Source organism: Cytophaga aurantiaca DSM 3654, from assembly GCF_000379725.1.
GTDB lineage: Bacteria > Bacteroidota > Bacteroidia > Cytophagales > Cytophagaceae > Cytophaga > Cytophaga aurantiaca.
Genome location: NZ_KB903624.1, coordinates 52,918 through 66,302, shown reverse-complemented (window position 1 = coordinate 66,302; position 13,385 = coordinate 52,918). Strand labels below are relative to the sequence as shown.

Genomic DNA, 13,385 nt, shown 5'->3' with positions numbered 1-13,385 from the left:
TATATAAAAGCCCCCTTTTCTATTTTGAAAAGGGGGCTTTTATATATTTATTCCACAAGTTCTTTCGGATTTTCTTCTTTATACCAATCGATGTTGCGTGTTAAATACATTGTGGTGCCCAGTATGATGAACAAGCCAACACTGCCCATTAACAACGAGTAGTTTTGTAATTGCAGCAAGGCATAAAAGAATACATACAGAATCAAAAGAATAGCGGAGATCAGGAAGGTGATTTTTAATTTTCGGAAAATTGACTGTGTGTATAAACTGATCAGCAAGACAATACCTACACAGGAGATCCAATAAGCGGTATCAAAATTTAAATGCTCAGATATCGAAAGAAGTAAAATATAGAATAAAACAATTCCGAAGCCGATCAACAGATACTGGATCGGGTGTACGCGTTTTTTGTTTATAATTTCAACAAAGAAGAAAGAAACGATGGTGAGTAAAATAAACATGATCGAGTATTTTGCTGAACGGTTTGTTTTTTGATATTCGTCAACGGGCAGTATTAACCGTACACCAAACGAAGAATCACTTTGACCTTGTTGTAAGCCCGCAGCCTGTTCACTTGTACGTATAAAAGCATCCAGTCCGTACTGAGGATAATTTCTGTTTAGCTGTAAAATTTTCCATTTCGCATACGTTGACGTATCTGTAATTTTGCTGGAGTCGGGTAAGAAATATCCTTCAAAGCTTGGATCGCCCCACGACGAGTGCAATTCAACGGATGTCTTTTTTCCATAAGGCAGAAAATGCAGCGAAGTGCTTCCGTTCAGATTCAATTTACATTCAAAAGCAAATTCTGTTTTATCGGTAAGATTGATCGGAAAGCTCATACCCGAATAATAAATATCGTTATTCGGTATGCCGGGATTGAACTCGATGGTATCCATTCCGTCCATATTAAAAGAAACAATATCTTTTAAACCTTTCAGATCTGAGATACCCAATTCTATATGTGCTTGATCCAGTCTTAATCCGTTGCTGGTTAATTGCTGCAGCTTATCGATCTCAGATTTGAAAGTACCCTTTATAGTTGTTTGTGTGTTGTATAAAACAATTTCATATAAACCTCTCTTTTTTTTCTCGGGAGTTACTTTACTTTCGATTTGTATATCGTTTGGCAGAACGTGAGCATAATGAATGTACGTTTGTTTGTGACCGTTGGCGTCAATTCCTTGCGTATAATAGGGTATAGAGATAACAGGTGTACCTATTGTCTGATCTAGCCCCCATTTTGCTGCAACTTCTTTTACAGCTTCATCACGTATATATTCCCGCTCGCGAATCAGGTTTTCAACCATATTGGTTGGTATCAATAAAACTAAAATAAGAATGCCTATGATGACCATCTTTAGTGTGATGGAAGTACGGGCCCAGGTATTAAAATTTGTGATCATATGTATAAAAGGTTAGATAGATATAGGTTTAACAGTTTAGGGTAAAGAATAAGAAATGCTATGGCCAAAGCATACAGTGCGCTAAGCAGGACACTGGCCGCTGCAATGTCTTTTATCTTTTTTATCGGGATAGAATAATCCCTTGTGATTACATCGCAGAGCATTTCGATGCTGGTATTCAGAAACTCAGCAACCAGAACGAATGCAATGGCAGATAGAATGAACGCCCATTCTATCGGAGAGAGCGGTAGCATAGAAGCAGCGATTAACACACATATAGTTGCTGCAAGATGAAACCTTACATTACGTTCTCTGCATGCGTAGGTGAAACCACTATACGCATGTGTAAATCCCTTAAGTAAGTTGTTTGTGTGTTTCATGATTGTGGTGAATAAGAGAGGAGATCAAATGGTACATGCCAAGGAAAGCAAATCCATAGCAACAGCTGAAAATCCAGACCTGAGGTATGGTGATGAGGGTGAAACATTCAGATAAGAGAGAGAATGGATTGGTAAAAAGATCCCAGCTGTTCCAGCGTTCTTCTCTACCTAAGTATACACCAAAGCCAACAAGCATAGATACTGCAGTCAAGGTGAACTGATGCATGAAGCCCGATGCATATTTTTTCACCACCTGATTCATTATATAAAATGAAAACAAACCATAGAGCAGGGCAAGAGTTGAAAAGCAGAAAAGTAATAAACAGTCAAACCATTCCGGTACGGGAGGACGGACTTTCAAATGTTTTAAATCTGTAATGATGTATAAGGCATTTGGTAAGAAGAGCAACCACAATAAGGACAACACTATAAGCGGTATGCCTGTTGTTTTTCGTTGTTGAATGTGTGTTGCGATAAGGTAGGGGATGAATGCCAGAAACAGATTCCAAACGAGGAAAATATATCCAAAGGAACCGGAGTAAACGATACGGCCCAGCTCCAGCAGGAGACATGCCATTGAGACAATTAATAAGTTTTTCTTCATAGTTATTGTTAAAGTACTTTGTATTTCAAAGTTAATATATAAAAAAAATTACATGGATTTTTTGATCAGCTGTTCAAGCCCGTCGATATGCTCTTTGAACGCTTTTTTACCTTCTTTGGTGATGCGAAAAGAGGTATTGGGTTTTTTACCAATAAATGCTTTTCGTACTTCCAGATAACCTGTTTTTTCAAGGGCAGTAATGTGACTTGCCAGATTTCCATCGGTTGCGTCGAGAAGTTCTTTCAGGGTATTAAATTCCACCCAGTCATTTGTGATCAATACAGACATGATCCCCAAGCGAAGGCGGTTTTCAAAAGCTTTATTTAAATGTGCTATGTAGTTTTTCAACGTTCTAATTTATAATACATCACTGCTCCGTAAATAATATGGAACACACCAAATCCCATTGCCCAAAGCAGTAAGCCATTGCTTGGGAACTGGCAGGCAATTACGCCCAATACAATTTCAGCTATACCCAGATAGCGTATATGATCTACCGTATACTTACTGCCATTTACAAGCGCCAATCCGTAGAAGATAAGCATTGCCGGTGCAACTAAACTAATATTTTCCTGCACAAGATACAAGCAGAATACGCCGCCTGTCAAAAGAGGTATCGCTAAATTTACCAACAAGCGAATACTGATGGCATCAAAAAGCGACTGGCCTTCGGCTCTGGCTTTTCTGTTTGTAAAGAAATACGCAAATGCAACTGCCAGTAGGAAGGTTAGTGCACCTAAAGCAAAAAGTTCGAACATAAGCTTGTATAAAGCATCGAAGCTGGGGATTGCTCTGTAGCTCACAACATTGTTCACATCTAATACAGCATTAATCCGCCAGCGTGCTATAGCAGCTCCGATGAGTGCGATCACGCCTGCTGAAATGCCGGATAGGCCACTCAATGAAATAAATTTTGAAGAACGTTCCATCAATTGACGGATCTGCTTCAAATCGGAAAGTTGTTTATCGATATCTGTCATCATTAAAGGACTTTGTAATTCAAAGTAAGTGGATTGAAATGTATATTCCAAATATATTTTGAAAAAGTTTTTTATGGCCAAATCTGCTTTATTTGAACATATTTAAAACCATCAGGTAGGGCATAAGCAATTTTATTCATCTATAAAATAATGGTTTTGGTCTATAATTTAAGGGTCGTAATAGAATGTGTTTTTTTAACCGTGTTATTTTGACTTAATTCAATACAGTTAATTTAATATATAGTAGTATCAAATTCGTCGGATCGCTTTTGTGGTCCGGCGAATATTGTTAATCGTCCTATGGATTTAGAAAAAAATAATAAAAAAGGAATTTCAATTGCAACCCACATATTGGTTTGGTTGGTTTTGTTTTCTTTGCCTTATGTATTGTCTGCGGGTACAGATTTTAATCTGGAGCGCACGCTGAAATGCTCAACCGTTCCATTGATCTATTATACCATTATTTTTTATATCAATTATTTTTTTCTGATCGATCGCTTCTGGTTTAAGAATCATAAAGCATATTATATCATCGGTAATTTATTGATGATCGTTTTCTTTGTGTATGTGAATTTCAATGTAAGACATTTTTTCTTTGAGGCTCCTTCGATAACATCGAAGAGATCTCCTCTGCGATTGCATGTATACCTGGATATGGTTTCTATGCTTATACCGATTCTTTTTTCAATAGGACTAAGAACTTACGAGCGATGGGCACTTTCAGAAGATAAGCATCGCTTAGCCATCAATGAAAAGTTAATTTCTGAACTTCAGCATTTGAAATATCAATTGCAGCCGCATTTCTTTTTCAATTCACTGAATAATATTTACTCGCTGATTGACCGCTATCCGGACAAAGCGAAAGAAGTAGTACATAGTCTGGGCAAATTGATGCGTTACTTGTTGTATGAAACAAATGCAGAACATGTGTCTTTATCCAAAGAGATCGACTTTATGAAAAAATATATTGAACTGATGCAGTTGCGTACATCGGACAATACCGTTATACATGCTTCTTTCCCGGACCCTGATAAAACGATTCAAGTATCGCCTTTGCTGTTTATATCATTGATCGAAAATGCATTTAAACATGGTGTATCGGCTTCTCAAAAATCAGAAATTACTTTTAATATGGTAATAGATGAGCGACAGATATTATTTACGACAAAAAATATCCATCTTCCGAAAGATACAACAGATAGGAGCGGATCGGGTATTGGTCTGGTTAATCTGAAAAAACGATTGGATCTGATCTATCCGGGTTCTTATCTGCTCTATTCATCCGTTGTTGATGGAGTTTATGTTGCTACCTTACGGATCGCATATAAAAAAGAAGAGGTTTAAAATGTTACGGTCATTCGTCAGACCACTTTTTTGTGGTCCGACGAATGAAAACTATTTAATCAAATATATGCTTAGCCATGACTGCAACGAATAAAATTGCGTGTTTGATTGTCGACGATGAGCCTATGGCTTTGAGTCTGATGGAAGATTATGTAGCTAAAATTCCTTTTTTAGAATTGAAAGGAAAGTGCAGCAATGCGTTTCAGGCTCTGGAAAAAATTCACGAAGAAAAAATCGATGTTGTATTTCTGGATATTCAAATGCCGGAGCTTAATGGAGTTGAGTTATCGCGTACCCTTTCAAAAAATACACGTGTTGTTTTTACTACTGCATTTGATAATTATGCGTTAGAAGGATTTAAAGTGGATGCCTTAGATTATTTATTGAAGCCCTATAATTTTGAAGAATTTTATAATGCTGCAGTAAAAGCAAAAGAATGGTTTGATCTTGTTGCGAATGCGTCGCAAGCATCTTTTTCTAAAGAAGAAATAGATTACATTTTTATCCGCTCAGATTACAAGCAGTTAAAAATAAAGCTGAATGATATTTTGTACATCGAAGGCTTAAAAGATTATGTGAAGATCTGGCTTGTAAAAGAAGACAGACCTATACTTACGCATAGTAGTTTGAAAAAGCTGGAAGAAGAACTTCCTGTAAATAAATTTATGCGGGTGCATCGTTCCTTTATTATTGCATTGGATAAAATAGAAGCGATTGAACGCAGTCAGGCAATCATCAACAAACAGTATATTCCTGTTGCGGATCAGTTCAAACAGAAATTTCAGGATTTTGTTGGGCGTAATTCGTTGGACTAAGGATTCTTTACGACCCTTGGCTAAAGCCAACGGCAATAAAAGCTAGGCGGAAATAATATTTACATATGCTCGGCTTTCATTTCCGTCCAATTAATTTATTGGACGGTATTATTAGATTAAACCTATAAGGATTTATTAACTCATATATTCGATAAAATTTTGTACGAATTCTTATAGTTTTCGTGCTTAAATGAATTTTTGTAACCCATTTTTAAATCTTTTTAAAATAGTTCATCTTTGCGTGTATCTTTTTTAATCTTCCCGGTTATAGGTACGAATAAAGCAATAAACTATGATTCCTTTGTCCCCGTATCATGTATCTGTGGAAACCATGGAACAGGAGCTTCTGGTTATTGAAGCTTCTAAAAAAGATCCAGCGGCTTTTCGTCCCTTGTATGAAAAATACCATGAACCTATTTTTCGCTACATCTACCAACGCAGCGACGATAAAGAGGCTGCCTTTGATATCGCACAGCAGGTGTTTGTAAAAGCACTCATTAATCTTTCCCGTTATACATTTAAAGGAGTACCGTTTTCTTCCTGGCTGTATCGTATTGCTAAAAGCGAAGTATACAAAGCCATCGAAAAAAATAAGGTACATCGTACCGTAAATGTGGATGTGGAAGGATTGAAAGAACTACTGCAGGAAACTGAAGCAGATGAAACATCCATTCAAAAAGAAAAAAGTTTAACCATTTGTATGAGTCAATTGGCAGATGCAGATGTACAGCTGATCGAGATGCGCTTTTTTGAAAGTCGTGCCTTTAAAGAGATGGGGCAAATACTTGAAATGACAGAGAACAATGCGAAGGTAAAAGTATACCGCATTCTGGAAAAGTTGAAAAAATGTATTTTATCCATTCGATAAGAAGATGAAAAAGATTAAAATAAATATCGATCGCGCGAAGGTATCAAAAGAAGAAATTGATTCGAAGCGAAATTTTGAAAACATTTTAGCAAAAGTGATGTCATACAGCAAACCATTTTATAAAACAAAAATCTTTCTGAACAGTATTCTTGTTATGCTGTTTGCAACCGTTGTTGTGTATACGGTTTCGCAGCTGGAGAAGAAAGTACGTGAAACAAAAGCGCATGAAAATGATGGGTATGCACAGATCTCTACTGCGAAAGAAATAGGCTCAATTGATTCATTGAAGACGCAGGAGTTTGTTGTGCAGATCGATCGGGATACGATTTTAGAAACAGCGGAAGGTGCGGTTATAAAAATAGCTGCAGGTTCGTTGGTGTCGACCAATGCAGCTGTTGTGCTGCTGGTAAAAGAAGCCTATAACATGGAAGATATGATCCGTGCAGGCTTGACTACCAAGTCGGGTAAAGAATTATTAAGCAGTGGCGGTATGTTTTATATACAGGCAAAGGATAGCGCACATGTAAAGATCGCTAAACCTTTATTTATAGATGTTCCGACAGATGAAGTAGATTCGAAGATGAAATTATATAAAGGTGGAACAACACCTTTAGGCAAGATAGATTGGCAGGAGCCAGTAGCATTGAAAAAAGATACAGCTAAAATTGTTTCGAGAGGAGAAATCTTGTTTAAGGAAAATTGTAAAAGCTGTCATACACTTGGTAAGGAATCTGTTGGTCCTGATCTGGCTTATATTGGAAAGCGTAGGGATTTTGATTGGCTTAAAAGATATGTTAGAAACAGTTCTTTAATGATCGCACAAGCGTGTGGGGGGACAAGCGAAGAAGTTGCATATGTTGAATATGATAGTATTTCAACAAACGTTGTATACAAACAAAAATCCGGTCAAGATTATGCAGCTGCAACGGCTGAAGAATCTGGCGTAGATTATTCCAACGATGAATATGCAGTATGCCTATTTAATGCTAATAGTAAAGCTGTAATGACAGCATTTCCAACTCTTTCAGAGAAAGAAATTAAAGCACTTGCTAATTATTGTAACGATGAAAGCAAACGTTTGAAACTTCCGTATCCCAAAGATGAATTGTATATCAATTTTCAAAAATGTAAAACGTATAAAGCATTGATGTCAAAATTGTATGAACAGAAATATAAATTGCAAAATAAACGTGCGGATAAAATTGTAGATAATGGTCCGTTTGTGAAAGTGGTAAATCAATCGATGCAGGTATTACAGATGCCAAGCAATGCTGCAAGGATCAGCAATGATGATCGTAAGTCATATGTGTACTCTGTTACCAAGCAAGCCGAATATTATCAGGTTGAGGTCAGTGCCTTTGGCTGGCATAATATTGATATGCTTACAAAAAATATTCCGGGCGTTGCAGCGTCAAAACTTTTTGTTCATGTTGCAGATTCGTTCGCTAAACAATTCCAGATCTATCTGATATTACCCGATACTAAAGTATACGGTGCAGGAGGTTTGTTAAAAGATAAGAAAGATGTGTATGGTTTCTATGAAGACAATGGTAATATAAACTTGCCGCAAGGAAAAACAGCACATGTGTATTTAGTTGGTGAAAAGAACAGACAGTTATTGTATGCAGCAGCTACGTTTGTGATCGATACATTGAATAACATACGCTTAGAGCCAATTGTAATTTCGAAAGAAATATTCAATAAGAAAATAAAAGAGCTGTTGCAAACCGAAAGCATGTCGGTGCAGGCGAAGGATTCAAAAAATGCTGCAAAGATCCGTAAGATCGATTCCGATCTGGATGCGCTGGAAGAGAAGATCAAAGAGGCGAAAAAAACGGCACCGAAAGATTGTGATTGTGGCTGTATTTGGGCGATGTAGTATTGCTGAAGTTCAAATTGACAATAATATAAAAATGTCCCGCTGTTTATCAACGGGACATTTTTATGAATGAATATTATCGAACTGTCTACTGTTTACTGACCACTGACCACTAAACTACCATCTCTTTTTAGGCGGACCATCATTTCTGCTTCTTGAAGAAGAAGAGGATGATGAACCACCGCTGCTTGGTCGACGGCTAGCACTTCCAGCTGGCTTGTTAGAGCTTCCGCCTGATCTGCCTGAACCGGCAGAAGATGTTGCTCTTGGACTGCTGCTGCGTTGTTGTCTGCCGCCTTGTATCGTCTTCGGTGGATTGTGGTCCATCAATGGATATGCATGATCGTCGATAACAGGAATTTTTATTGAGATCAATTTTTCAATATCTTTCAAATATTCTTTTTCTTCTGCATCGCAAAAAGAAAATGCCGTACCATTTGCACCCGCTCTGCCTGTACGGCCAATACGGTGTACATACGTTTCAGGAACGTTTGGTATTTCGTAGTTGATTACGTATTCTAAATTGTCCACATCAATACCGCGTGCTGCAATATCGGTAGCAACAAGGATCCGTGTTGTCTGTGCTTTGAAATTGGTTAAGGCAGACTGACGGGCATTCTGGCTTTTATTTCCGTGAATGGCTTCAGCTTTGATGTTGTGTAATGCAAGCATCTTTACTACTTTGTCTGCAACGTGCTTCGTACGTGTAAAGACAAGACAGGTCTTGATCTTTGGGTCTTTCAGCACATCAACCAATAAATCGTTTTTGTTTCCGCGGTCAACAAAATACATAAACTGTTTGATCGTCTCTGCGGTAGATGAAACCGGAGTAACTTCAACTTTAGATGGATCATGTAAAATGGTACTAGCCAAACGAAGAATTTCCGGAGGCATGGTAGCAGAGAAGAACAAGGACTGTCTTCTTGGTGGCAAAGAAACCAACAAACGCTTTACATCGTGTATAAAGCCCATATCAAGCATTCTATCTGCTTCGTCCAATACAAATATTTCAATATTGCTTAATGAAATGTAACGCTGATTCATTAAGTCGATCAAGCGGCCTGGTGTAGCAACAAGGATGTCAACGCCATGTTGTAATGCAGTCACTTGGCGTGATTGGTTTACACCGCCAAAGATAACGGTTGAAGTTAAGCCAGTGTATTTGCCATACGCCTGTAAGCTTTCACCGATTTGTATAGCAAGTTCTCTTGTTGGTGTTACAATTAAGCAGCGAATCGCTCTTTTACGTTCGGTACTTTTTTTCTCGCTAAGTATTTGTAAGATCGGAATGGAAAAGGCAGCTGTTTTACCGGTACCTGTTTGTGCGCATCCTAATAAATCTTTGCGTTCTAAAACAAGCGGGATTGATTGCGCTTGTATGGGGGTGGGAGTTGTGTAGCCTTCTTCTGAAAGTGCTTTCAGGATAGGGTCTATCAGTTTTAAATCTTGAAATAACATGATATAAGTGGAAATCAGAATCTTAAATATCAATGTATTTCGATCCTGCAATTATTAAATAAGTACACAAGATACAATATAATACGCTAGTAATTGGTGTCTTGTACCTATTTGAGCGAAGTTGGAGGAAATTAAAAGCATGTACTGTATTCGTATTTTCGCTCAGAATGCATATTTTTAGTGAAGAAACTTGATCGGGAAAATCATGAAAGATATCACAAAACACTATTCTAACGACGATATAACCATTATCTGGAAACCATCTGTGTGTACACATTCAACCTTATGCTGGAAAGGAGCGACGGGTTTGAAAAGTGTATTCAATCCGATGGAACGCCCTTGGATCAAACCGGAAGGCGGCACAACGGAAGAAATTATTGAGAGAGTGGAGAGATGTCCGTCGGGGGCGTTGAGTTATGAGAGGAAGAAGATTGTCTGAATTTGGATTTTTCAGATTTAATGGAAAATGGGATTAGAGTCTAGGTATGGTATTGGGCATTTTGTTATTGGGATGTCTCAATCGTTTCACTTCAATACTTTTCGCTCCTAAATTTATCAGTAGCCCTTTATCTAATTTATAAGCTACCGGTTAATTTAAACCTTGGGCTAGATGATTATCTTCAATACATTTTAATGCTTTTAGTTCAATGAGTATAGAATCGTCTACTTAAAAATCTACTCGACGTGTTCCAATTTCTTCATTATCATAAAATATTTTCATTTCACACTCTCGAACGAAATTCAAATTAGCCTTCGTCATTTCAATTGCTAATGCACGTTGATATATGATTTCTTGAAATCCATTACCTAAAGCTGTATGCACCTTCATTGCACAGCCTATAATTTTATAGGTTAAATCATCATGAATTTGTTCCTTATTCATATTATAAAAATCATTAGCTAATTCGAATAGATTAAAAATTAAAAGTAATTCAAAATTATTTAATTAATTGTTTGAATAGAACGTTGCTGAAATTTATTAACAAAAGTTATCTCAATCCCATTTTCCAACAAATCCAAAGAATCCAAATTCAGACTACTTCTTAAGCGGCTTCAGCAAATCTTCCAGGCCATTCAATTTTATTTCATACATCGTTTCTAACAACACACCCAGCTTGCCTGTAGGGAAGCCCTTACGCTGAAACCATTCCAGATAGCTTACCGGAAGATTGCATAAGGTAATACCTTTGTATTTTCCAAAGGGCATGGGCATTGTAACGAGTTCGAGCAGGAGTTGTGGATTGGGCTGCATGTTAGAGAAATTCCAAATGACAAAAGACTAATTTCAAACGAAGAAATGAATCTGTTGGCATTTAATTAATGAGATAACTTTTTGATTTGTTTATTCTGAAGAGAAGATAAAAGGAACAATGCTGTGATTGCACCGATAGTTGCGTAGAGCATATCGGATTGTGTGTCCCACACGTAGCCTTGTGTGCCTAAGAATGCATCTCCTGCTTCGCCGCTAAAAAGCGAGACAAACCATTCAAGCAATTCATACGTTGCACTGATCGCCATACAAATACACACTACAATAAAATTGAGCCAGCCATTTTTTGCAACAACTTCTTTTCGAATAAACAATTCACGGATGATCAATGCAGGAACAAAGCCTTGTGCAAAGTGTCCGACTTTGTCATAATTGTTTCTTGAATGATGGAACATTTCTTTCAACCAGTCAAATGCGGGTACTTCAGCATACGTGTAATGGCCGCCTATACAGAGTATACATGCATGAATAAAAATGAATGTATATACGAGTGGAGTAAATGGAAATGAATTTCGTGTTAATACCAATACAACAGCACCGATCACAGCAGGAAAAACTTCGAGCACCCAGGTGAAGGTTTCTTTTGGCTGTATGCCTGACCAGGTAAGGACTGCAATAAAAAGAAAGAGTAGGATAGAAGGATATTTCATGATAGTTGCGAGTTTCTAGGTGCTAGTTACCAGACAAGAAAATGTCCGGTATTGTGTGTTAAAATAATAGGACAGCGTGTTGAGTTTATATCAATACACTGTCCTATTTCAATTGACTTTATTTAACTATATAGTTAGCAAAGAATGTTATTATAAATCGTCTTTAACTCTATACTGTAACTTCCTTGGTCTAGAAACTAGCAACTAGTACCTAGTAACTAATTCAACTACTTAATCATTTTAAATGAACGGTTCCAGCGGATGCGTTCAGGGAAGGACGATTCGGAATCAAGTGATAACCAGATCATCCATGCTTTCCCTACGATATGATCTTCCGGAACGAAGCCCCAGAAGCGGCTATCAGCAGAACTGTGTCTGTTGTCGCCCATCATGAAATAATAATCCTGTTTGAAAGTATATTCAGAAACCAGTTCGCCATCAATTTTAAATTTATCGCCAACTGCTTCAACAGATTTGTGGCCTTCGTATTTAACAATGGTTTGTTCGTAGATCTCAACCATATTCGAATCCAGCTTAATAGTAACGCCAGCCTTTGGTATCCATAACTTTCCGTAATCGTCGGCTGTCCAGTGTTGCGACTTGTGTGCATACGGAAATACCAAACCATGCTGATCCAATTCTTCCAATTTAAAATCAACAATCGAATCAAATATTTTAGTCGCACGAAGTTTTTTTACACCTTCATTTGATAAATCGATCAGATATAAATTTTTACCATTATTCTCCAACAACTTAATATCATTACCATAGATATCAGATATGTGAATGTTGTATTTTTTGCGGATGTGATCTTTTAATATTGTATTGGTGTAGCATTTGTATTTGTGCTGCATAGCAGGTGGATTCACTGCTGCTTTTCCATTGATGAACAACTGTTTGTTTTGTACAGAGATGGTGTCTCCGGGAATACCTACACAACGTTTGATGTAATTGGTTTTTAAATCAATCGGGTATTCGTATTCTGCAGGATAATTAAAGACAACAATATCGTTGTTCTTAATTTTTGTAAAACCCGGTAAACGGAAATAAGGAAGACGAATTGCATCGCTGAACGATTTCATATTTGTTCCCCAAACTTTCTGGTGTGTAAGCGGAATCTGTAACGGAGTAATCGGCGCACGTGTACCGTACGACATTTTATTTACAAATAGGAAATCACCGATCAATAATGTTTTTTCCATTGAGCCGGTAGGAATTGTGTAAGGCTCAAGCCAGATCCAACGTACAAAGGTTGCAACAACAATCGCAAATGAAATAGAATCACCCCATTCCTGATAAGAGTTCGTATACACTCTTTTTTCTCCTTTAGGTTGTTCCAGTTCTAATAAAACCGTATTTGCAATCTTGTCGTGTAAGCCACGTCTTTCCTTATCTATAAGAATAGAGATGATCACAACAGGCCATAGATAATATTTGATTAAAAAACGAATGGCCAATTGTTTGGCTGTAGGATTAGCACCACGTTCATCTGCTTTTCTAAGAAACATACCCATAATATCCTGCCCCGGTGTAAAGTGCATGTATTTATGGAATGTGATATCGTATACAATACCAAGAGAACCAAATAGCAGCCAGTTTACAACAGTTGGTACTGTAGAAAAGAAGGGTAGTGCATTGGTAATAATAATTAATACAATAATTAAGAATAAAAGATCTATGGTATTGTATTGTATTCTTCTAAAAAAAGAAGGCGAAACAAGATTCTTCATG

The 13,385-nt window shown here is 37.3% G+C and carries 15 protein-coding genes; 5 read left to right on the top strand and 10 right to left on the bottom strand.

The genetic code is table 11. The features are described from left to right. Window positions 1–47: 47 nt before the first annotated feature. From creD to A3EE_RS0104495, 5 genes are read right to left on the bottom strand one after another with little or no spacing between them, the layout of a single operon-like run. The gene (gene creD / locus A3EE_RS0104515; RefSeq protein WP_018342250.1) at window positions 48–1,406 is read right to left on the bottom strand and encodes a cell envelope integrity protein CreD; all 1,359 of its coding nucleotides are present in this window, start codon (window positions 1,404–1,406) and stop codon (window positions 48–50) included. Next, window positions 1,403–1,786 carry a diacylglycerol kinase family protein gene (locus A3EE_RS0104510; RefSeq protein WP_018342249.1) on the bottom strand — a complete coding sequence of 128 codons (384 nt, stop codon included), beginning with the start codon at window positions 1,784–1,786 and terminating at the stop codon, window positions 1,403–1,405. Before A3EE_RS0104510 ends, creD begins: the two co-directional genes overlap by 4 nt. Further along, window positions 1,761–2,390, bottom strand: coding sequence for a DUF1361 domain-containing protein (locus A3EE_RS19990; protein WP_018342248.1), 630 nt, complete (start codon window positions 2,388–2,390; stop codon window positions 1,761–1,763). Before A3EE_RS19990 ends, A3EE_RS0104510 begins: the two co-directional genes overlap by 26 nt. Window positions 2,391–2,438: 48 nt before the next feature. Further along, on the bottom strand, window positions 2,439–2,738 hold the full coding sequence (locus A3EE_RS0104500) for a winged helix-turn-helix domain-containing protein (protein ID WP_026209594.1): 300 nt from the start codon (window positions 2,736–2,738) through the stop codon (window positions 2,439–2,441). After that, window positions 2,735–3,373: a hypothetical protein gene (locus tag A3EE_RS0104495; RefSeq protein ID WP_245553802.1), complete on the bottom strand. Its 639-nt coding sequence runs from the start codon at window positions 3,371–3,373 to the stop codon at window positions 2,735–2,737. The genes A3EE_RS0104500 and A3EE_RS0104495 overlap by 4 nt, the downstream gene beginning before the upstream one ends. 297 nt (window positions 3,374–3,670) lie before the next feature. On the opposite strand from A3EE_RS0104495, the gene A3EE_RS0104490 reads away from it, so the two are divergent. From A3EE_RS0104490 to A3EE_RS0104475, 4 genes are all read left to right on the top strand, one after another. Then, window positions 3,671–4,714 (top strand): sensor histidine kinase, encoded by a 1,044-nt coding sequence (locus A3EE_RS0104490; RefSeq protein WP_018342245.1) that lies wholly within the window; start codon window positions 3,671–3,673, stop codon window positions 4,712–4,714. A 77-nt stretch (window positions 4,715–4,791) separates the two neighbouring features. After that, entirely contained in the window at window positions 4,792–5,529 is a 738-nt protein-coding gene (locus A3EE_RS0104485; protein WP_018342244.1) for a LytR/AlgR family response regulator transcription factor, read from the top strand. A gap of 292 nt (window positions 5,530–5,821) precedes the next feature. Then, window positions 5,822–6,397, top strand: coding sequence for an RNA polymerase sigma factor (locus tag A3EE_RS0104480; protein ID WP_018342243.1), 576 nt, complete (start codon window positions 5,822–5,824; stop codon window positions 6,395–6,397). A 4-nt stretch (window positions 6,398–6,401) separates the two neighbouring features. Continuing rightward, window positions 6,402–8,276 carry a c-type cytochrome gene (locus tag A3EE_RS0104475; protein WP_018342242.1) on the top strand — a complete coding sequence of 625 codons (1,875 nt, stop codon included), beginning with the start codon at window positions 6,402–6,404 and terminating at the stop codon, window positions 8,274–8,276. Window positions 8,277–8,393: 117 nt separating this feature from the next. On the opposite strand, the gene A3EE_RS0104470 is transcribed toward A3EE_RS0104475, so the two are convergent. Further along, the gene (locus A3EE_RS0104470; protein ID WP_018342241.1) at window positions 8,394–9,734 is read right to left on the bottom strand and encodes a DEAD/DEAH box helicase; all 1,341 of its coding nucleotides are present in this window, start codon (window positions 9,732–9,734) and stop codon (window positions 8,394–8,396) included. Between the two features lie 205 nt (window positions 9,735–9,939). On the opposite strand from A3EE_RS0104470, the gene A3EE_RS0104465 reads away from it, so the two are divergent. Further along, a complete protein-coding gene (locus A3EE_RS0104465) occupies window positions 9,940–10,173 on the top strand; it encodes a (4Fe-4S)-binding protein (protein WP_018342240.1) in 234 nt (77 codons plus the stop codon). 228 nt (window positions 10,174–10,401) lie between these two features. Here A3EE_RS0104465 and A3EE_RS22225 read toward each other — a convergent pair whose 3' ends face one another. The 4 genes from A3EE_RS22225 to lepB all read right to left on the bottom strand — a co-directional run bounded on the left by A3EE_RS22225 (window position 10,402) and on the right by lepB (window position 13,384). After that, window positions 10,402–10,617 carry a GxxExxY protein gene (locus A3EE_RS22225; RefSeq protein ID WP_018342239.1) on the bottom strand — a complete coding sequence of 72 codons (216 nt, stop codon included), beginning with the start codon at window positions 10,615–10,617 and terminating at the stop codon, window positions 10,402–10,404. A 153-nt stretch (window positions 10,618–10,770) separates the two neighbouring features. Further along, window positions 10,771–10,986 carry a DUF3820 family protein gene (locus A3EE_RS0104455; RefSeq protein WP_018342238.1) on the bottom strand — a complete coding sequence of 72 codons (216 nt, stop codon included), beginning with the start codon at window positions 10,984–10,986 and terminating at the stop codon, window positions 10,771–10,773. A 65-nt stretch (window positions 10,987–11,051) separates the two neighbouring features. Then, a complete protein-coding gene (locus A3EE_RS0104450) occupies window positions 11,052–11,654 on the bottom strand; it encodes a DUF2238 domain-containing protein (protein ID WP_018342237.1) in 603 nt (200 codons plus the stop codon). Between the two features lie 227 nt (window positions 11,655–11,881). After that, entirely contained in the window at window positions 11,882–13,384 is a 1,503-nt protein-coding gene (gene lepB, locus A3EE_RS19980; protein WP_018342236.1) for a signal peptidase I, read from the bottom strand. Window position 13,385: the final 1 nt, after the last annotated feature.